This window comes from Actinomycetes bacterium (assembly GCA_035506535.1).
GTDB lineage: Bacteria > Actinomycetota > Actinomycetes > DATJPE01 > DATJPE01 > DATJPE01.
On sequence record DATJPE010000062.1, the window covers coordinates 1 to 19,786 of the forward strand.

The following is a 19,786-nucleotide window of genomic DNA, read 5'->3' on the forward strand; positions in this document are numbered from 1 at the left end:
GAAGTGCTCGGCCAGGGCGAAGGTGAGCCGGCCGGTCCCCGACCCCCAGTCCACGGCGACCCCGCGCCCCACGCCGGCGGGCAGCGCGGCGAGGACGTCGCGGATCTCCGCGGAGCCGGTCGCGTAGAAGGCGTCGAGATCGTTCTCCCAGCCCCGGTTGCGGCGCCGCTGGTCGGTGAGCACGGCCCAGTCGGGGTCGCTCTCGCCGAGCGACTCCCACACCTCGTGCTGCACGGACTCCGACGACATCCGGGGCATGCGGCCTTCATCGTCATCCGGGCCGCGCTGCCTTAGTCCGAACGGGTGAGGTTCGCGCTCAGCGCAGCGCCCTGCGCACCTCGCGGACGGCGAGGCCCACCCGCATCACGCCGACCGCGACCCGCCCGCGCAGGGCGCCGAGCCGGCGCAGGTAGAGCCGCTCGAGAGCCCCGACCCAGGCGTCGCCGCCGCCGGAGACGCCCTGCTCGTGCTCCACCGACACCTCGGGGACCAGCCGGAACCGGGCGCCGCGCCGGGTCGCACGGGTGCCCCACGCCACGTCCTCGGCGTACACCAGCTCGTCCTCGGGGATCGGACCGAAGCGCTCGAAGGCGTCCGGCGCGAGGAGCAGGCACGCCATGCACAGCCAGTCCGCGGCCGCCCCGCGCGCGATCTGCCGGCGGGTCAAGAAGATGCCCCGGGCGCGCGGCACGACGTGGGAGAGGAACAGGAAGTACGTCGTCACCGACCGAAGCGTCAGCGGTCCACCTCCGGCGCCGACCTGGACGCCCCCGCCGGTGTCGCGCAGCAGCGGCGCCACCGCGTCCGCCCCCGCGTCCGCCCCCGCCAGCTCGCGAAGCAGCCGTCGCAGGCCGCGACGGTCCAGGTCGGCGTCCGGGTTCAGCAGCAGGATCGGGCCGCTCGACGTCGAGCGCCGGACCGCCTCGTTCACCGCAGCGGCGAAGCCCACGTTGCCGGGGAGGAGCACCGGCGTGACGCCGTACGCCGATTTCCAACCCGCCACGCGCTCAGGGTCGGAGGCGTTGTCAACGATAAGAACCTCGTCGAGGGACTCGAAGACCCCGGATGCGAGCCGTTGCTCGATGTGGTCGGCGCAGTGGTAGTTCACCAGCACCGCGCGGATCGCGGGCCGGGGCGGGGTCACCAGACAGATCATGCCAGCGGGACACGGGTCGTCCCGGGGAGAGGAGGGTGGTCGCACCGTGCCGGTGCTTATCGACGCCCACCACCTCGGGCACGGTCAGACCGGGAACGAGACGTGGGCCAGGGGCGTGACCACCGAGCTGGCCGAGCGGCCGAGCCAGGCGCACGTCGCGGTCACGGCGGCGGGCCGGTGCTGGCTCGACCCGTCGTGGACCGCCGATCGGGTGCACGAGGTGTCGCCGTCAAGCAGCCGCCGGCTGGCCTACGACCTGCCGAGGCTGACCCGCCGGCTGCGCCCCGAGGCGCTGCTGGTGCAGTACACGCTCCCGCCGTTCGCCTCCCGCCGCGTACCCGGCGTCGTCGTGATCCACGACGTCTCCTTCGAGCATCCCGAGGCCGCGCAGTGGATCCCGCCCCGGACCCTGGCGCGCTACCGGGCCACCATCCGCAGCAGCGCCCGCCGGGCACGCGTGGTCCTCGTGCCCACCGAGTGGACCCGTGCCGACGTCATGGACACGTACGGCCTCGCGGCCGACCGCGTCATGGTCGCGGGCAACGCCGTCGACGCCGACCTCGCCCGGGCCCTCGCCGAGACGCCGGAGGGCCGCCCGGGCACGGGCAGCGTGCTCGCGGTCGGGACGGTCCTCCCGCGCAAGAACCTCGCCGTCCTCGCCCGGGCCGTCGCCGCGCTGCGCGCCACCCACCCGCAGGCGCGGCTGCGGGTCGTGGGTCCCGTGCCCGCGGCCGGCCACGAGGTCGTACGGGAGCTGCGCCGGGCGCTCGGCGACGCGCTCGACCTGGTCGGGCCGGTTCCCGTCGAGCAGCTGGCCCGGGAGTACCGCAGCGCCGACGTCCTCGCCTTCCCCTCCCGCCACGAGGGCTTCGGGATCCCGCTCATCGAGGCGATGGCCGCGGGCCTGCCGGTGGTCAGCAGCACGTCGACCTGCCTGCCCGAGGTCGGCGGCGACGCCGCCGTGTTCGCCGACCCCGACGACGTCGAGGCGTGGACCGGCTCGCTGGCGGCGGTCCTCGACGACGCCGCGCTTCGGGGCCGCCTGGTCCCCGCCGGGCTGCGCCGGGCCGAGTCGTTCAGCTGGACCAAGACCGCCGACGTGGTCGAGGCCGCGCTCGCGCTGGCCGCCTCATGAGCGCCCGCCGCGCGCTGGCGCTGCGGCGGCGCTCCGACCTCGTCCTGTTCCTGCTCGACGTGCTCACCCTCGTCACCGTGCTGGCGGGGGTTGCCCACGTCCTGCACCGGCACATGACCATCGCGCTCGCCTGGCAGGCGGCACTGGTGGTCGCCACCGTCGTCGCGGCCCGGCTGACCGGCCTCTACCGTCGGGCCGTGCTCCGGCCAGGGGCCCGCCTCGCCGGTGCCGCCTTCACCTGCGGCGTCGTGGCCTCCGCGGTCGGGTCGGCGGCCCTCCTCGCCTCCCCGCGCGGACCCGGCGTCGCCTGGGTCGCGCTGGTGTTCGCGGGGACCTCCGCCGGGCTGGTCGCCGGTCGGGCCGCCATCGCGCGCTGCCGACGGGCGCTCGTCCCGCTGGGGGTGGCGCTGGAGACCTATGCCGTCCTCGGTGACGCGCCCGCGATGCGCCGGCTGGTCGCCGACCTGACCAGGGCGTCGGGGGCACCCTTCACGATCGTCGGCAGCGTGCCCGAGGGTCTCACCCCCTCGCAGACGGCTGCCAGGGTGGCCGAGCTGCGCGTCGACGGGCTGCTGGTCCCGCCGCACCTGGACGCCGCCACGGTCGGCGGGCTGGCCCGCGCCCTCGCCGGCCACGACGTCGAGGTCCTCGTCGCGCCCCGGGCGATGGACCTCGACGCCCAGGTCACGTCGGTGACCCACCTGCAGGGCATCCCACTCCTCCGCCTCGGTGGCGCCGTTCCCCGCCGGCGAGCCGAGCGCACGCCGGCTCGCGACCGGCGGCGTGCGGGGGTGGCCGTCCTCGGCACGCGGGGGATCCCCGCCAACTACGGCGGGTTCGAGACCTTCGCCCAGGAGCTGTCGCTCTGCCTGGTCGCCGACGGCATCCCCGTGACCGTCTACGGCCGAAGCCACTTCGCGACTGCCCGCGATCAGTGGCGGGGGATCCGTCTGGTGACCCTGCCCACGGTGCGCAGTAAGTACCTCGACACCGTCGTGCACACCGTCCTCTCGGCGGCGCACCTCGTCCTCACCGGCGGCCCGCGCGACGTCCTGCTGTGCAACGCCGCGAACGCACCCGTCGTGCCCTTCCTGCGTCTGTGCGGGCGCCGAGTCGTGCTCAACGTCGACGGCCTGGAGTGGCGTCGCGGGAAGTGGGGCGTCCTCGGGAGGTCGTGGTACCGGATGGGGGAGTGGCTGTCGGTGCGCTTCGCCTCGGTGCTGGTGACCGACGCCGAGGAGGTGCGCACGTACTACCGGGTCCGGCACGACACCGACTCGGTGATGGTGCCCTACGGCGCCCCTCAGCTGGCGCGCGGATCCGTCCCCGTTCCCCCGGAGCTCGCTGTCGCCCCCGACGGCTACGCGCTGTACGTCTCCCGCTGGGAGCGTGAGAACAACCCACACCTGGTGGCGCGGGCGCACGCCCGGTCCGCCGCCACGGTGGGGCTGGTGATGCTCGGCCATGCCGCCTACGACGACGCCCTGCAGGCAGAGGTGCACTCGTGGGCGCGTCACGATGCCGTCCTGCCGGGCGCCATCTACGGCGAGGGCTACCGAGGTCTGCTCGCCAACGCCCGCTGCTACGTGCACGCCACCGAGGTGGGCGGCACGCACCCCGCGCTCGTCGAGGCCATGGGCGCCGGCAACCTCTGCCTGGTCCTGGACACCCCGGAGAACCGCGAGGTCGCCGGGGACGTCGCCTGGTACTGGGCCGACGAGGACGAGCTGGTCGAGATGCTCGGTCGCGCGTTCGCCCTTCCGGAGGCCGAGCTGACGGGTCTGCGCTGCCGGGCGCGTGACTGGGCGGCCGAGCGCTACTCCTGGGTGTCGGTGGCGGCCGACTACGAACGGCTGTTGTTCGGGCCGGCCGCAGCGCGCGAGTCAAGGCTGACGCCGAGTACGCCGACAACGCTCAGGTGACGCTCACCGCCGCACCCGCGCCGGTCGAGGTCGAGGCCCCGTCGCGGACTCCCGCCGTGGCGCGGACGCTGCCGTTCCTGGCCTTCGCCGCGGCACTGCTGTGGTGGGGCTCCGGTCTCGTCCACGGAGGCGGAGGGCGCGACGCCGGGGTCCTCGCCGTCGGCCTCGTGCTGCTGGGCGTCGCGCTGGCTGTCGTACGCCCGTGGCGCGTCCTGCCCACCTGGGCCCTGGCGCTGGCCGCGTGGGTGTCCGCGGCCGCGCTCGTCGTGGTCCCGGTCGCCGGCGTCGGGCGCGCGGGCGCCGTCGCCGCCGGCACGTACGTCCTGTCGGCGGGCCTCGCGGTGCTCGTCGCTGCGTGGGCCAGGTCCCGCGTCCGGATGCACGCGCTGGCCGCTGGCGTCTGCCTGGCCGGGCTGGTGGAGTTCGGTCTCGGCTTCGAGGCGTGGTGGGGCGGCGGTGGCTCGGCCCCAGGCCCCATGGTCGGCACGTTCTACTGGTGGAACCCGTACGCCGCCTATCTCGTGGCGCCGGCGCTCCTCGGCCTCGCCCTCGTCCTGGCCGGACGCCGGCCCTGGCGCGCCGCCGGATGGCTGGCCACCCCGTTCGCGGTGTCGGGCGTCGTCTTCTCCTCCAGCCGGGCGTCCCTGGCCGTCCTTCTCGTCGGCTGGGTCGTGGTGGCGGCGCTGCAGATCGCCTCGGCGGATCGACCCGCTCGCCGGGCCAGGCGAGCCGGTCTGCTCACGCTGGTCTGCGCGTTGGCGCCGTGGCTGCTGACGAGCCCCCTCTTCTTCCCCGGGGGTGCGTCCCCGCTGGGAGCCACCGTGGCCCGCCAGAGCGCCGGCCAGAGCGTCGCCCTGGACGGCGGCTACCGGCTGACCTTCTGGCACGAGGCGTGGTCGGCCTTCCGCCAGCACCCGGTCTCGGGTACCGGCTACGGCCGGCTGCTCGCCGGGTACGTGCCCAAGCCGGACGTCCCCGCCTCTCCGTTCGCGCACAACGGCCTGCTGCAGGCCGCGGCGGAGGGCGGGCTGGTCCTCGCGGTGCCGACGGCCGCCGCGCTCCTGTGCGCCGTGCTCGTGTGCCTCCTGCGCCTGCGCCGCCCCGCCCGGTGGGACGGCGTGCCGGCGGCGGCCGCGGTGGCCGCTCTCGGCCTCCTGGCGCACGGTCTCGTGGACTTCGACTGGACCTTCCCGGCGGTCGCCGGGTCATTGGGGATGCTCGTCGGGATGGCCGGGGCGCGGCCGGCTTCGACGTCGCCGGCCCGGGGCGGCCGGCTGGCCGTGACGGCCGGCGTCGCGCTCGTCGCGCTCATCGTCCTCGCGGGCGCCCTCGCGTGGGGGCAGGGCTTCCACATCAGCAACGTCTCGCTGTCGCGCTACCTGGGGGTCGGTCCGTGAAGCAGCTCGGTGACATCCTGCTCGAAGGTGGCCTCGTCACCTACGAGCAGCTCGCCGCCGCCTACGAGGAGCAGCAGCGGGCGGGGCGCGCGCTCGGCCGCGTGCTCGTCGACCAGGGGGTGCTCAGCGAGTCCCAGCTGGTCTCGGCGCTCGCCCAGCAGATCGGCATGCGCTTCGTCGAGCTCGCCGACTTCTCGATCGACCCGACGGCGGTCGCGCAGGTGCCCGCGGCGGTGTGCCGGCAGTACACGGTCCTGCCCATCGGCTACGAGGACGGTCGCCTGCTGCTCGCCATGGCCGACCCGGCGAACGTGCTGGCCATCGACGACATCCGCGCTCGCTGCCAGATGGAGGTCCGGCCCGTCGTCGCCACGAAGGCGGACGTCCTCGCGGCCATCGACCGCAACTACCGCGCCGACAGCGAGCTGGACGACCTCACGGCGATCCTCGACGCGGGTGAGGAGGAGGAGGACCTCTCCAAGGTCCGCGAGGTCGTCGACGACGCACCGATCGTCAAGTACGTCAACGCCCTGATCACCCAGGCCATCCAGGACCGCGCCTCCGACATCCACCTCGAGCCGGGGGAGCGGGAGCTCAAGGTCCGCTACCGCATCGACGGCGTGCTCCACGAGGTCATGCGCTCGCCCAAGACGATCCAGTCCGGTGTCATCAGCCGGCTGAAGATCATGGCCGACATCAACATCGCCGAGCGGCGCGTCCCGCAGGACGGCCGGCTCTCGGTCAACGCCAACGGCCGCAAGATCGACCTGCGCGTCGCGAGCCTCCCCACCGTGTGGGGCGAGAAGATCGTCATGCGCATCCTGGACAACTCCACGGCGCGCCTCGACCTCTCGGACCTCGGCTTCTCCGAGCACAACTACGAGCGCTTCTCGCGCAGCTTCACGAAGCCCTACGGCATGATCCTGGTGACCGGTCCCACCGGCTCCGGGAAGTCGACCACGCTGTACGCCACGCTGAACATCCTCAACCGGCCCGAGGTCAACATCATCACGGTCGAGGACCCCGTCGAGTACCGGCTGCCCGGCGTCAACCAGGTGCAGGTCAACAACAAGGCCGGGCTGACCTTCGCCTCGGCCCTGCGCTCCATCCTGCGGTCGGACCCGGACATCGTGCTGATCGGTGAGATCCGTGACCACGAGACGGCGCAGATCGCCGTCGAGGCGGCGCTGACCGGTCACCTCGTGCTCTCGACGCTGCACACCAACGACGCGCCCTCGGCCATTACCCGGCTGACCGAGATGGGCATCGAGCCCTTCCTCGTCGGCTCGGCGGTGGACTGCGTCCTCGCCCAGCGGCTCGCCCGCCGGCTGTGCCTGAAGTGCAAGGAGCCGTACGTCCCCACCGCGGAGGCCCTGCTCACCGCCCGGTTCCCGTGGCAGGAGGGTGAGCCGCTCCCCACGCTCTACCGGCCGGTCGGCTGCTCGGCCTGCGCCAAGACCGGGTACAAGGGTCGGCTGGCTCTGCACGAGGTGATGCCGAACTCGGAGCAGATCGAACGGCTCACCGTCGAGCACTCCTCGGCTTCGCAGATCCAATCGGTGGCGAACGCGGAGGGCATGGTCTCGCTGCGCCTGGACGGGATGCAGAAGGTCCTGGCGGGCGTGACGTCCATCGACGAGATCCTCCGCGTCGTCGTCTAGCGACGAAGGCTCAAGCCGGGGGGCCCACGGGCCGATCCCAATCCGAGAGCGCCCGCACCGTGCGCGCGCCGGAAAGGGGCAACAGCGTGGAGACCTCCGGACACAACGGCGGTTTCGTGCCCGCACCGGTACCGGTCCCCCTCCCGGAGCCGGACAACGGACCCGTTCCCATGCCCAGCGCTCCGCCCGCGGAGGCGCTGCCTCCGGCGACGTACGCGCCGGCCGAGCCGTCGGGATCCCTGACGCAGATGCCATACGTCGCGACGCCCGTCGAGCCGAGCCCGTTCGGCTCGCACGCCGCGTTCGGCACGGCGCCGGCCCCGGCGTACCCGCCGGTGTCGTACACGCCCCCGGTCCCGGCGCCCGCGGTGGCCCCCCCGGCCCCGGTCCCGGCGGCCGAGCCCTCGCTCGACTCGCTGACCTACGAGCCGTCGTCCTTCGTCGCCGAGCTCGAACCGGCCATCGCCGTGGCCGACGACTCCGGCGCCGCCACGTTCTCGCGCATCAGCACCGAGGAACTGCCCGGTAGCGAGGAGGTCAACCTCAACGACCTGCTCGAGCAGACCCTGATTCGCGGCGCGTCCGACCTGCACATCACGACGGGCTCGCGGCCGCAGCTTCGCCTGAACGGCCACCTGACGCCGCTCGAGGAGTACCCGGTGATGACCCCGCAGGTCATCCAGCGGATGCTCTACGCGGCGATCACGCAGAAGCAGCGCGAGAAGTTCGAGGAGTTCCTCGAGCTCGACATCTCCTACTCGGTGCCGGGCAAGGCCCGCTTCCGGGTCAACATCTACCGCCAGCGCGACTCGCTGGGAGCGGCGTTCCGGCTGATCCCCTACGAGATCAAGAAGCTGGAGGACCTCGGCATCCCGCCGGCCGCCGCCAACTTCGCGATGCTGCCCCGAGGTTTCGTCCTCGTCACCGGACCTACCGGGTCGGGCAAGTCGACAACGCTGGCCTCGCTCGTGGACCTGGCGAACCGCCAGCGGCGCGACCACATCATGACGGTCGAGGACCCCATCGAGTTCCTCCACCAGCACCAGTCCTGCCTGGTCAACCAGCGCGAGGTCGGCGAGGACACTCTGTCCTTCGGCAACGCGCTCAAGCACGTGCTGCGGCAGGACCCGGACATCATCCTCGTCGGCGAGATGCGTGACCTGGAGACGATCTCGGTGGCGCTGACCGCCGCTGAGACCGGCCACCTGGTCTTCGCGACCCTGCACACCCAGGACGCGGCGCAGACCATCGACCGTGTCATCGACGTCTTCCCGCCGCACCAGCAGCAGCAGGTGCGGGTCCAGCTCGCGGGAAGCCTGCAGGGGGTCGTCTGCCAGACCCTCGCACGCACCGTCGACGGCATGGGGCGCGTCGTGGCGACCGAGGTCCTCGTCGCGACCCCCGCGATCCGCAACCTCATCCGTGAGGGCAAGACGCACCAGATCTACAGCGCTATGCAGGCCGGCGCGCAGCACGGCATGCACACCATGGACCAGCACCTCGCGGAGCTCGTCAAGCGGGGCCGGATCACCTATGAGACCGGCCTGGAGAAGTGCCACCACATCGAGGACTTCAACCGGCTCACGGGCCGGGGCTGAGAGGCAGACCGATGGCAACTGCGACGATGACCTACCGGTACTCGGTCCGTGACCGGTCCGGGAAGATGGTCACCGGCACGATCGACGCGGACTCGCCCACCGCCGTCGCGAGCAAGCTCAAGAGCATGGGCTACGCCCCGGTGAGCATCGCGGCCCAGAAGAACGCCGGGCTCTCCATGGAGCTGAAGCTGCCGAAGCTCGGCTCGTCGGTGAAGCTGAAGGACCTCGCGGTCTTCTCCCGCCAGTTCGCGACGATGATCAACGCGGGGCTCTCGCTGCTCCGCGCGCTCACCATCCTCGAGGAGCAGACGAGCAGCAAGGCGCTCGCTGCGACGCTCACCGAGGTGCGCCAGGACGTGGAGACCGGCCAGTCGCTGTCGGTAGCGCTGAGCCGGCACCCGAAGATCTTCCCGCCGCTCATGGTGAACATGACCAGGGCCGGCGAGGTCGGCGGCTTCCTCGACTCGGTGATGCTCCAGATCGCCGAGAACTACGAGGCCGAGGTCAAGCTGCGCGGCAAGGTGAAGTCGGCGATGACCTATCCGGTCGTGGTCTTCTGCATCGCGATCCTGGCCGTGGTCGGCATGCTGCTGTTCATCGTCCCGGTCTTCGCGAAGATGTTCAAGACGCTCGGCGGTGAGCTGCCGTTCCCGACCCGGGTCCTCATCGAGGCCTCGCACCTGTTGAAGATCCTGGCTCCGCTGCTCGTCGTCGGCGTCATCGTCGGCATGATCGTGTGGCAGCGGATCAAGCACCAGGAGCGGGTCCGCTCGGTCATCGACCCCATCAAGCTCAAGCTGCCCATCTTCGGGAACCTCTTCCAGAAGATCGCCATCAGCCGGTTCGCCCGCAACCTCGGCACCATGCTCTCCTCGGGCGTCCCGATCCTGCAGAGCCTGGACATCGTCTCCGACACCACCGGCAACATCGTGCTGGCCCACGCCATCCGCGACGTTCAGGAGAGCGTGCGTAGAGGCGAGAGCCTCACGGCACCGCTGGCCATGCACCCGGTGTTCCCCCCGATGGTCGTGCAGATGATGGCGGTGGGTGAGGACACCGGTGCCCTGGACGCCATGCTGCACAAGATCTCCGAGTTCTACGACCAGGAGGTCGAGTCCACGACGGAGTCGCTGACGGCCCTCATCGAACCGCTGATGATCGCGGTGCTCGGCGCGCTTGTCGGGTCGATGATCATTGCGCTCTACATGCCGATCTTCAAGATCTTCAACCTCATCCAGTAGATCAGGGACCGCGCGAGGCGGCGCCGGCGGGACGCCGGCGCCGCCTCCACGCGTGCTCGTGGTGATGCGCCTGCGCCCGCACGGGTGATTCCGGTCCTGGAGTTGATCAGCCCTCAAGTCCGGGTCCACCGATGACGACAACAGCAGTGTCATCGAGCTGCTACGGCCAGAAAGGGCACACCCGCCGCGAGGCGGGGTCGCAAAGCCAGGGGGCCTGCGGGACGTGCAGGTCGGCCCAGCTGCCTCGGTCGTGACCTTCGGGTCCGCACGAGGGGGAAGTGCCGGAGAAGCTCACCCGATGTCCCGGAAAGGGAAGAGCATGCTCGCTCGCATTCGCAAGTCGATGGAGGAGAAGGACGAGGGCTTCACCCTCATCGAGCTCCTCGTCGTGATCATCATCATCGGCATTCTCGCCGCGATCGCGATCCCGGTGTTCCTCAACCAGCGCAAGAAGGCTGTGGACGCCTCGATCAAGTCCGACCTCCGGACCGTCGCGAACGAGGAGGAGACCTACTTCACGGACAACCAGAACTACGTCACCATCAGCACCGCTGCTTCTGGCAGCGTCGTGATCGGTGCTGACACCGTGAAGCTCTCGCCCGGCAACACCGTCACGGTCGCCGTCAACACCGCCGGCACCGCGTACTGCATCCAGGGCAAGAACCCGAAGGGCACCGACACCACCAACGGCTTCTTCTACGTCTCGAGCCAGGGTGGCCTCCAGCCTTCCGGTACCACCGCGTGCGGCACCTACTAATCAGGCGCTGACCCGCTGAGAGGGTGGGGGTGGCCGACCACGGCCACCCCCACCTTCCGCACTACACGGTGTGTGAGGCAGGCGCCGCCGTCGACTTGATCCGGCTCCTTCACGAAGGGGGGAGGTGAGATGCGCGTGCAAGACACAGCTAACAACGAGGACGAGGGTTTCACCCTGATCGAGCTGCTGGTCGTCATCATCATCATCGGCATCCTGGCGGCTATCGCGATCCCGGTGTACCTCAACCAGCGGCAGCGGGCCTACGACGCCGCGGCGAAGTCGGACATGAGGACTCTCGCGGAGTTCGAGGAGACCTACCTCACGAACAACGTCGACAGCTACGGAACCATCGCCAACCTGATTTCCGACGGTGACAACGTGCTGCCGACCCGCAAGGTCACGCTCAGCGTGGTCCGGTTCAACTCGGCGATCAGCTACTGCCTGAGCGCCAAGCACGCTCTGTCACCGACGACCTGGTACTGGGACAGCGCGGCCGGCGGCATCCAGCCCAAGGGCGCCACCGATTGCCCGGTCACCACGACAGGAACGGCGGGCGACAGCGTGACCCGCTGACGCATCGCACGTCGACGGCCCCCCGAGCTCGGCTCGGGGGGCCGTCGCTCGTCCGGAGCATTCAAGACCGACCTCCCGGATGCCGATTCCTCGACCATGCGGAGGACTCGGGTCCGGTGGGGAACGCTGCGCTGGCGGCTGGACCCTTCCACTGACGAAGGACTGTCTCTTGTCGAGCTCATGCTCGCTATCGTCATCTTCGGGATCGCGGCGACCGCGATCATGAGCGGCTTCCTGACCGCGATGAAGTCCACGCGCAGCGACCGGAGCCGCGTGCAGGCATCGGACCTGGCCGCGCGCGAGCTCGAGATCACCCGCAACGAGTTCTACGCGTCGTCCTCCGGCCCCACCAACCTGGCAGCCAACGACTACGTGGTGGACGGACACCCGCTGCCGGGCGGGACGGCGGGCCAGCCGCTGGTGGTCGACAACACGCCATACACGGTGATCCGCAACGTCGAGCCGCTCATCGCAGGTAGCGGCGTGAGCCCCTGCGACGGGGGGTCGTCCGTCCAGTACCCCGAGTACCAGGTCACCGTCACGGTGTCGTGGAGCAACATGGCCGGGGTCAAGCCGGTCACGTCGTCAACTCTCCTGACGCCGCCCAAGGGCAGCATCTCCAACACCTACGGCTACGTCGCGGTCAAGGTGCTCAACTCCTCAGGCGCCCCGAACTCCGGCCGCACCGTCAGCATCAGCGGCCCGGGTGGTAGCGACTCGGACGTGACCGGGTCCGACGGCTGCGCGGTGTTCGCCGAGGCGACGGCCGGCACCTACACCGTCTCGCTGGGGGAGACCGGCTTCGTCGACTACTACGGCAGCCCGACGCCGTCCAAGACCGCGACCGTGTCGTCCGGGACGCTGCAGCAGGTGCAGTTCTCGTACGACCAGAAGGCCAAGCTCAACGTCAGCCTCGGCACCGATGCCGGCTACAACCTGCCCTCGTCCTACGCCACGACCAGCCCCACCGTCGTGATCGCCAACACCGGACTGCAGCCCTCGGGGACCAAGGCGGTCGTCCTGACCTCGAGCAGCTCGGGCTCCATCGACAACCTGTGGCCCTTCACCGACGGCTACACCGCGTGGGTGGGCTCCTGCGGCCAGTCCGACCCCGCGGCCAGCGGCGGTTCCCGTGGTGCCGCCACGGTCATCGCCCCCGGATCCACCGGCTCGGTCTCGATCCGCCTCGCTCCCGTCAAGGTGACGGTGGCCAACGGCTCCGGAGTCGTCCAGCCGAACCTGACGATCGTCGCGTCCCCGGCGTCGGCGACCGGCTGCCTCACGACGGAGAACCCGCTGACGCTGGGCGTCACCGACTCCACTGGGACGCTCATGACCTCGCTGCCGGCGGGGGCGTGGACCCTACAGGTCAGCGGCAAGACCTCCGCGTCGGGCAGCTGGCCGAGCACCGGCGCGCTGCAGCCCACGAGCGCGGCCACGACGGTTCCTCTGGTGGTGAATTGATGACCATGCTGCACGCGCTTCGGCGTCGGTTGCACGGAGACCGTGGGCTCACCCTGGTCGAGATGGTGGTGGTCACCGCGATCCTGGGCGTCGTCCTGGCGATGGTGCAGGTCACGACCGTGACCGCGGAGAAGGACGTCGGCTCGAACGCGACCCGGCTGGACGAGGTCCAGCAGGCCAAGGTCGCCATGGACTCCATGAGCAAGAACCTGCGCACCTCGGTCCTCCCGTCGCAGCTGAACGGAACATGCTCCGGATGCGACTCGGCCGCCTTCATCGCCGGCGACGTGAGGAGCGTGCAGTTCTACGCGAACTTGAACAACAACGCGAACGTCGTCGGACCGAGCCAGGTGTCCTACAGCGTGAGCTCCACCGGCGTCCTGACGGAGTACGTGCACGGGCCGAACCCGCACGCCGCGACGGACTACAACTACCAGTACACCTGCACGGCGGGCACCACCGGCTGCGTGGTCTACACGCGCGTCCTCGCCCGTCACGTCGTGACGTCGCAGGTCCTGTTCACCTACTACGACGCGTCGGGCGCGCCGATCTCGCCGCCGCTGGACGCGACCGAGCTGCCCAGCGTCGACAGCATCGACATCGTCCTGAAGCTGCAGCAAACCCCTGCGGTCGCGCCGGTCACGTTGACCGAGCGCGTAGCCCTGCCGAACGCCGACGCCGTGGCCCAGGCCTCGTCGAGCTGACTGGAGTCCCCTGATGATCCTCAAGCTGAGCCGGCTCCTCCGCGCCCGTCTGCGCGGGCAGGACGAAGGCATCGCGATGATCATGGTGATGGGCACCATCATGGTTCTCACCGTGCTGCTCGGCGTCACCCTCGCCTACGCCCTTCAGGTGCAGCCGCAGGCCCGGCACGACCAGGACTGGAACGGCGCGCTGGCCGCCGCCCAGGCCGGCGTGGACGACTACATCGCCAAGCTCAACCAGAACGACAGCTACTGGAGCTCGGTCGACTGCACGAACCTCGCGCTCCAGGGGCCGAAGGCGGGGACGAACAGCTGCGGCTGGACCTCCAGCACGCCACCCGGCTGGCAGAAGGTGGACCCGGGCAACACCAAGGCGGGCTACTTCCACTACGACGTCGACACCTCGTCACTGTCCTCCCAGGGCGTCATCCGCGTCACCTCTACCGGACGGGTGAACGGGGTCGACCGCAGCATCCAGGTACTCGTGTCTCGCGGCGGGTCGACGCAGTTCCTGTACTACACCGACTTCGAGGACGCCGACCCGGCCAACACATTCGTGTACTCGAGCACCCCCAGCGCCGCCTGTGGCGGGACCGGTCCGACCAACGCCAAGTACTGGTTCCAGACCCGCTCCGGCTGTGTGGAGATCCAGTTCGTCGCCGGCGACGTGCTGAACGGCAAGGCCCACTTCAACGACACGCCGTACATGGGCGGCTCGGCGACCTTCAAGCAGGGCTACGAGACCTCCGACCCCAAGTGTGCGAACACGCCGTACAACGTCTCCAACTGCGTGCGCTCGGGGAACGCCACCCCGATCATCGGGACCGGCTACAAGGCGACGTACGCCTCCCAGCTGTTCCTGCCCGACAACAGTGACCAGTTCGCGAACTACCCCGGGTGTGACTACACCGGCGACACCCGTATCCGGTTCAACGGCGACGGCACGATGACCGTCTGGAACACGATGAGCGCCGGAACGTCGGTCACGGGCCCGGGTACGCCCTCCGGGACGAACTGCGGGGTCGCGGCCAACTTCAAGCCCGGCGGGACCGGCACCAACCCGCTGGCCCCGGCGTCGGGGCAGACGGTGCCCGTCCCGAACAACCTGGTCATCTACGTGAAGAACTCGTCGACCACCTCGGCCTGCACCCCCGGCCAGATCGTCAACGGGTCCGCGTCCGGCAGCACCGCGGGCGACGTCATCCCGCCTGGCAGCGGCTCGACGGTCTCCGGCAACACCGACATCTCGTACTACAACCCGGACAGCCAGGCCACGACCTCGACGTACACCTTCACCCGAGCGAACACGTCCTCGGCGTGGACGTCCTCCGGCCCCACGGTGGTGGGCCCGACTCCGACCAACGACACCCACCCGTCGACGTTCAACTGCGGCCAGGGCAACGTCTACCTCGAGGGCGACCTGAGCGGCCGGGTCACCGTCGCGGCGCAGAACAACATCATCGTGACGAACGACCTGACGCTCTCGACCACCACGCCGGCGACGGACAGCTCGGGCAACGTCAAGGACGCCAGCGGGCCGGACATGATGGGCCTGGTCGCGGCCAACTCGGTCATCGTCTACCACCCGGTGTCGCGCAGCAGCAACACGAACGTCTCAGCGCCCAACGGCAGCAACAGCAAGTGCAGCAGCTCGACGACCCTGGGCACGGCGCCCAGCACGTCGAGCAGCAACGGCACCAGCCAGACCTGCACGTGGACGTCGACGCAGACCTTCGGCAGCACGTACTCGGACATCTCCTACCCGGGGCAGACCACGAGCTCGGGTGCGAGGGCGATCTACGCGTCGATCCAGACCCTGCAGCACAGCTTCTGGGTGGACAACTACAAGTACGGCGCGCAGCTCGGCAAGCTCAGCGTCCGGGGGTCCATCGCCCAGAAGTGGCGTGGCATCGTCGGCCAGTCCGGGTCGTCGGGTACCGGCTACCTCAAGGACTACGGGTACGACACCCGGCTGAAGTACTCCTCCCCGCCGTACTTCCCGCAGTGGACGAATGCGCGATGGAGTGCACAGACCACCGGTGAGCTGTCGCCGCAGTACTGACCCGGTCGGCTAGCGTGCCGAGCGTGTTGACCCCCGTCGTCCTCGCCGGAGTCTTCGGCCTGCTCATCGGCTCGTTCCTCAACGTGGTCGTGTACCGCGTGCCCAGGGGTGAGTCGCTGGTCAGCCCGGGCTCGCACTGCCCCACGTGCGGTCGGCCGATCGCGGCGTACGACAACGTCCCCGTGGTCAGCTGGCTGCTGCTCAGGGGTCGCTGCCGACGGTGCAAGGCGCCGATCTCGGTCCGCTACCCGCTCGTCGAGCTCGTCACGGGAGTGCTGTTCGCCGCGGTGACGGCCCGCCTGGTCGGCGACCAGGCCTGGGCCGTGCCGGCGTACCTCTTCTTCACCGCGATGGGCGTGGCGCTCGCCCTCATCGACATCGACGTGAAGCGTCTCCCGGACGTGATGACCCTGCCGTCCTATCCCGTCATGGGGGTCCTTCTCCTGCTGCCCGCGATCGCGTCCTCGGCATGGGGCACGTACGGGCTCGCGTGGGCGTACGCCGCCGCGATGTTCCTGTTCTATGTGGTGCTGCGCGTCATCTATCCGGGCGGCATGGGCATGGGGGACGTGAAGTACTCGGGCGTGGTCGGCCTCGCCCTGGGCTGGTTCGGCTGGCGCGTGCTCATCGTCGGAGGGTTCACCGCGTTCCTGCTCGGCGGTGTCCTCGGCGCGCTTCTCATGCTCGCCGGGCGTGCCGGACGCAAGTCGCGCGTCCCGTTCGGGCCTTTCATGATCGCCGGAGCTCTCGTCGGCGTCCTGTGGGGCGCCGACATCGCCAGCTGGTACTCGGGACTGCTCGGCTGAATGGGTTACGCGCGCGAATCAGCGTGACCAACGCCTCAAGCGTCCCCGAACCGCCGCCGATCCATTCGCTGACAGGGTCTCCACCCTCGGAGAGCCACGCGGCCTGCGGGCCGCATGCGGAAAGGGTAGGCGTCGTGGCAGGACGGTCCGCCATCGGTCTCGACATCGGGACTTCGGGAGTACGCGCTGCCGAGCTCTCGTTCGGCAAGGGGCAGGTCACGCTCAACAGGTTCGGCCAGGTCGCCCTGCCCGACGGTGCGGTTCGAGACGGCGAGGTCATCGACGTCGAGGCCGTCGCTCAGGCGATCCGCCAGCTGTGGGCCCACACCAAGTTCTCGGGCAAGAAGGTGGTGATCGGCGTCTCGAACCAGAAGGTGGTCGTGCGCCAGGTCGACCTCCCCTACCTGCCCATGCCGGAGCTGAAGAAGTCTCTGGCGTTCCAGGTCCAGGACTACATCCCCATGCCGGTCGAGCACGCGGTGCTCGACTTCTACCCGCTCGAGGAGGTGTCCGGCAGCCACGGCGACCGTGTGCTGCGGGGCCTCCTGGTGGCGGCATCGCGGGAGATGGTCCTCAACGCCGTGCACGCCGTACAGAAGGCGGGGCTCACGCCGACCACGGTCGACCTCTCCTCCTTCGCGGTCCTTCGCTCCCTCGGGGGCACCGACCAGCTCGGCGTGAACGGCGAGGTGCAGGCGCTGGTGGACATCGGCGCCAAGGTCACCAACATCGTCGTCCACGAGTCCGGCGTGCCCCGGTTCATCCGGATCCTGCTCATGGGTGGGCAGGACCTCACGGAGTCCGTCGCCGAGCGGGCCGGCGTGCCGGTCCAGCAGGCGGAGGCGCTCAAGCAGCAGATGGGCCTGCAGGCCGACGGCGCGGTCAACGACCCGACGCCAGCCGTGCGGGCGCTCGAGACCGGCGCCTCGGCCCTCCTCGACGAGATCCGCGGCAGCCTGGACTACTACATGGCCTCCAGCGGCTCCTCGCCGATCCGGCGGCTGATCCTGACCGGCGGCGGCAGCCGCCTCAACGGGTTCGCCGCCCGCCTGTCCCAGGCCACCCGGCTCGAGGTCGTCGCGGGCAACCCGCTGGCGTCCCTCGAGGTGGGTCGTACCGGCCTGTCGCCGGAGCAGATCTCCTTCGTCGAACCGCTCGCCGTCGTGCCGGTGGGCCTCGCTCTCGGAGTCGCGTGATGAGCACCGCAACCTCCACCTCGGCGGGAGTCCGCCTCTCGCAGCTGCCGAAGGTGGACCTCCTGCCCCCCGAGATCGCGGAGGAGGCGAAGTTCCGCACCCTGCGGGTCGCCCTCGCGGCCGGGGTCGGCGCCTCGGTGGTCCTCGTCGGCGTGCTGTGGTACTCGGCGCACTCGTCGGTGTCCGGTGCGCAGCAGGACCTCGCGTCGGCGCAGACGCAGCAGGTCGCCCTGCAGGCCGAGGTCACCAAGTTCGCCGACGTACCGGCGGCCTACTCCGCGGTGCAGACCGCGCAGACCCAGCTGGCCACCGCCATGGGCCACGAGATCCGCTTCTCCTACGTCCTCAACGACCTCTCGATGACCATCCCGTCGAAGGTCTGGCTGACCCAGCTCTCCCTCACCGAGGACATCGACGGCACCGCACCGCCGGTCGGGTCCTGGGGCGACACGGGAGTCGCGCAGATGACCGTCCAGGGAGTCGCCTTCCGCTACCCCGACGTCGCGGCCTGGCTGGAGATGCTCGGCAAGGGCTCGTACTACACGGACCCGTACTTCAGTGACGCGCACGCCGGCGTGGCCATCGACAACCACAACAACGTGGTGTTCACGAGCAACGTCGTGCTCACCGACAAGAGCTACTCGAACCGCTACACGACGACCACTACCACCACCGGGAGCACCCGATGAACCGGATGCGCAGCTGGAGCCTCGGAGCTGCGGCGGTCGCTGTCCTCGTCCTCGTGGCGGGGTGGTTCCTGCTCGTGTCGCCGGCCAGGGGGCAGGTCTCGGACCTGCACTCGCAGACCGCGGCCCAGCAGCAGACCAACACGGCGCTGCAGACCCAGATCAACCAGCTGAAGGTGCAGAACAAGGACCTCCCCAAGATGGAGGCCAAGCTGGCCGAGATCCGCCAGCACTTGCCCGCGAACCCTGAGCTGCCGACCTACATCCGGTCGCTGACCGACATCGCCCACCGCTCCGGAGTCGTCCTCCTCGCGGTGACTCCGGCGCAGCCCGCCCCGGTCGTGGTCTCGACCCCCGCGGTCGTCGCCCCGACCGTCTCGGCCTCGCCGTCGGCGAGCTCGAGCACGAGTGCCTCGCCGGCCGCGGTCACCCCCGCGACGCCGACGACGACCACCGCCTCGGGCCTGAAGATGATCCCGGTCACGGTCCAGGTGACCGGCGGCTACTTCAACCTGGTGGCGTTCCTGAACAAGGTCGAGGGCCTGCAGCGGTCAATGCTGGTCTACGCGGTCAACGTGAGCCCGGGGGTCACCAACCCCAACGGCGGCTCGACGACCTCCAGCGTCGACCCGACCACCAAGGTCACCGCGACCCTCAGCACGCGCATCTTCTACGCGCCGACCGCGACCCCCACCGCCCCCGCAACGGGTACGGCCGCCGCACCGGCCGCCGCCCCGGCCAGCTAGGAGAGGACCATGTCCGACCAGATCTTCAACGGCGGCGGAGTCGCCACGGAGGAACCGCCCGCCGAGGTGCCTGAGGCGCCCGTCACGGGCAGCCGGCGGAACCTCGTCGTCGTGGGCGTCGCGGTCGCCATCGCTCTCGCCGTCGCGGTGTGGTTCCTCTTCCTGTCCGGCGGCGGCTCCGGCTCGTCCGGCGCGGTGGCCCAGTCCCCGGTGCACGCCAACGGGGCCGGGAACGGAGTCACGGCGTCGAAGTCGGCCAAGGTCGTGGTGGTCAAGCCGGCGTCCAGCCGCGACAAGAAGGGGCGCAACCCCTTCCACCCGCTCCTGGTGGAGCCCTCCTCGGCGCCGAGCGCGAGCTCGGCGGCCGCGGCGGCCTCCAGCGCCCCGGCGTCCAGCGTCGCCGCCTCGAGCCCGGCCGTCACGAACACGGTGGCGACGGTCGACGTGGTGAAGATCAGCTCCGGCAAGGCGACGTTCAACGTCACCGCGGCGGGGACCACCAAGAAGTACGCGGGCGTCGCCGTCGGGCAGACGTTCGCGACCTTCTTCAAGCTCTACGACCTGGGCAGCAAGTGCGCCCAGATCCAGTACGGCGACCAGACGGGGACCGCGTGCGTCGGCACCCCGCTGACCCTGAACACCCAGTCCTGACCGATCCCTCGCTGACCCAGCCGGTGGCCGG

General features: G+C 70.4%; 18 protein-coding genes and 1 riboswitch. Of the genes, 16 read left to right on the top strand and 2 right to left on the bottom strand.

The genetic code is table 11. From position 1 onward, the window contains the following. Positions 1 to 258, bottom strand: a 258-nt coding sequence (locus VMI11_08475; protein ID HTY72444.1) for an SAM-dependent methyltransferase, incomplete at its 3' end; no start/stop codon positions are given. A gap of 58 nt (positions 259 to 316) precedes the next feature. Further along, the gene (locus VMI11_08480) at positions 317 to 1,144 is read right to left on the bottom strand and encodes a glycosyltransferase (GenBank protein ID HTY72445.1); all 828 of its coding nucleotides are present in this window, start codon (positions 1,142 to 1,144) and stop codon (positions 317 to 319) included. A gap of 58 nt (positions 1,145 to 1,202) precedes the next feature. Between VMI11_08480 and VMI11_08485 the strand changes: the two genes are divergently transcribed. The 16 genes from VMI11_08485 (at position 1,203) to VMI11_08560 (ending at position 19,755) form a co-directional block, all read left to right on the top strand. After that, on the top strand, positions 1,203 to 2,291 hold the full coding sequence (locus VMI11_08485) for a glycosyltransferase family 1 protein (GenBank protein HTY72446.1): 1,089 nt from the start codon (positions 1,203 to 1,205) through the stop codon (positions 2,289 to 2,291). Next, positions 2,288 to 4,213 (top strand): DUF1972 domain-containing protein, encoded by a 1,926-nt coding sequence (locus VMI11_08490; protein HTY72447.1) that lies wholly within the window; start codon positions 2,288 to 2,290, stop codon positions 4,211 to 4,213. Before VMI11_08485 ends, VMI11_08490 begins: the two co-directional genes overlap by 4 nt. Continuing rightward, positions 4,210 to 5,610 carry an O-antigen ligase family protein gene (locus tag VMI11_08495; GenBank protein ID HTY72448.1) on the top strand — a complete coding sequence of 467 codons (1,401 nt, stop codon included), beginning with the start codon at positions 4,210 to 4,212 and terminating at the stop codon, positions 5,608 to 5,610. The genes VMI11_08490 and VMI11_08495 overlap by 4 nt, the downstream gene beginning before the upstream one ends. Beyond that, complete coding sequence (locus tag VMI11_08500) at positions 5,607 to 7,271, top strand: ATPase, T2SS/T4P/T4SS family (GenBank protein ID HTY72449.1); 1,665 nt, start codon at positions 5,607 to 5,609, stop codon at positions 7,269 to 7,271. Before VMI11_08495 ends, VMI11_08500 begins: the two co-directional genes overlap by 4 nt. Before the next feature lie 170 nt (positions 7,272 to 7,441). Further along, the gene (locus VMI11_08505) at positions 7,442 to 8,869 is read left to right on the top strand and encodes a type IV pilus twitching motility protein PilT (GenBank protein HTY72450.1); all 1,428 of its coding nucleotides are present in this window, start codon (positions 7,442 to 7,444) and stop codon (positions 8,867 to 8,869) included. Between the two features lie 11 nt (positions 8,870 to 8,880). After that, entirely contained in the window at positions 8,881 to 10,110 is a 1,230-nt protein-coding gene (locus VMI11_08510) for a type II secretion system F family protein (protein HTY72451.1), read from the top strand. A gap of 164 nt (positions 10,111 to 10,274) precedes the next feature. Beyond that, positions 10,275 to 10,357: riboswitch (cyclic di-GMP riboswitch) on the top strand. 72 nt (positions 10,358 to 10,429) lie between these two features. Then, a complete protein-coding gene (locus VMI11_08515) occupies positions 10,430 to 10,867 on the top strand; it encodes a prepilin-type N-terminal cleavage/methylation domain-containing protein (protein HTY72452.1) in 438 nt (145 codons plus the stop codon). 129 nt (positions 10,868 to 10,996) lie between these two features. Continuing rightward, positions 10,997 to 11,440, top strand: coding sequence for a prepilin-type N-terminal cleavage/methylation domain-containing protein (locus VMI11_08520; protein HTY72453.1), 444 nt, complete (start codon positions 10,997 to 10,999; stop codon positions 11,438 to 11,440). A 96-nt stretch (positions 11,441 to 11,536) separates the two neighbouring features. Beyond that, complete coding sequence (locus tag VMI11_08525) at positions 11,537 to 12,904, top strand: type II secretion system protein (GenBank protein HTY72454.1); 1,368 nt, start codon at positions 11,537 to 11,539, stop codon at positions 12,902 to 12,904. Further along, complete coding sequence (locus tag VMI11_08530) at positions 12,904 to 13,608, top strand: prepilin-type N-terminal cleavage/methylation domain-containing protein (GenBank protein HTY72455.1); 705 nt, start codon at positions 12,904 to 12,906, stop codon at positions 13,606 to 13,608. The genes VMI11_08525 and VMI11_08530 overlap by 1 nt, the downstream gene beginning before the upstream one ends. 13 nt (positions 13,609 to 13,621) lie before the next feature. Then, positions 13,622 to 15,670 (top strand): hypothetical protein, encoded by a 2,049-nt coding sequence (locus VMI11_08535; protein HTY72456.1) that lies wholly within the window; start codon positions 13,622 to 13,624, stop codon positions 15,668 to 15,670. Between the two features lie 23 nt (positions 15,671 to 15,693). Continuing rightward, entirely contained in the window at positions 15,694 to 16,476 is a 783-nt protein-coding gene (locus tag VMI11_08540) for a prepilin peptidase (GenBank protein ID HTY72457.1), read from the top strand. Positions 16,477 to 16,610: 134 nt separating this feature from the next. After that, entirely contained in the window at positions 16,611 to 17,672 is a 1,062-nt protein-coding gene (gene pilM, locus VMI11_08545) for a type IV pilus assembly protein PilM (protein HTY72458.1), read from the top strand. Beyond that, the gene (locus VMI11_08550) at positions 17,672 to 18,361 is read left to right on the top strand and encodes a PilN domain-containing protein (GenBank protein ID HTY72459.1); all 690 of its coding nucleotides are present in this window, start codon (positions 17,672 to 17,674) and stop codon (positions 18,359 to 18,361) included. Before pilM ends, VMI11_08550 begins: the two co-directional genes overlap by 1 nt. Next, entirely contained in the window at positions 18,358 to 19,104 is a 747-nt protein-coding gene (gene pilO, locus VMI11_08555) for a type 4a pilus biogenesis protein PilO (GenBank protein HTY72460.1), read from the top strand. The genes VMI11_08550 and pilO overlap by 4 nt, the downstream gene beginning before the upstream one ends. 9 nt (positions 19,105 to 19,113) lie before the next feature. Then, positions 19,114 to 19,755 (top strand): hypothetical protein, encoded by a 642-nt coding sequence (locus VMI11_08560; GenBank protein HTY72461.1) that lies wholly within the window; start codon positions 19,114 to 19,116, stop codon positions 19,753 to 19,755. Positions 19,756 to 19,786 lie beyond the last annotated feature (31 nt).

Coding starts and splice junctions, on each gene's coding strand:
- VMI11_08490 (HTY72447.1), top strand. CDS start 2,288: ATGAGCGCCCGCCGCGCGCTGGCGCTGCGGCGGCGCTCCGACCTCGTC.
- VMI11_08505 (HTY72450.1), top strand. CDS start 7,442: ATGCCCAGCGCTCCGCCCGCGGAGGCGCTGCCTCCGGCGACGTACGCG.
- VMI11_08510 (HTY72451.1), top strand. CDS start 8,881: ATGGCAACTGCGACGATGACCTACCGGTACTCGGTCCGTGACCGGTCC.
- VMI11_08515 (HTY72452.1), top strand. CDS start 10,430: ATGCTCGCTCGCATTCGCAAGTCGATGGAGGAGAAGGACGAGGGCTTC.
- VMI11_08520 (HTY72453.1), top strand. CDS start 10,997: ATGCGCGTGCAAGACACAGCTAACAACGAGGACGAGGGTTTCACCCTG.
- VMI11_08525 (HTY72454.1), top strand. CDS start 11,537: ATGCGGAGGACTCGGGTCCGGTGGGGAACGCTGCGCTGGCGGCTGGAC.
- VMI11_08530 (HTY72455.1), top strand. CDS start 12,904: ATGACCATGCTGCACGCGCTTCGGCGTCGGTTGCACGGAGACCGTGGG.
- VMI11_08535 (HTY72456.1), top strand. CDS start 13,622: ATGATCCTCAAGCTGAGCCGGCTCCTCCGCGCCCGTCTGCGCGGGCAG.
- VMI11_08550 (HTY72459.1), top strand. CDS start 17,672: ATGAGCACCGCAACCTCCACCTCGGCGGGAGTCCGCCTCTCGCAGCTG.
- pilO (HTY72460.1), top strand. CDS start 18,358: ATGAACCGGATGCGCAGCTGGAGCCTCGGAGCTGCGGCGGTCGCTGTC.
- VMI11_08560 (HTY72461.1), top strand. CDS start 19,114: ATGTCCGACCAGATCTTCAACGGCGGCGGAGTCGCCACGGAGGAACCG.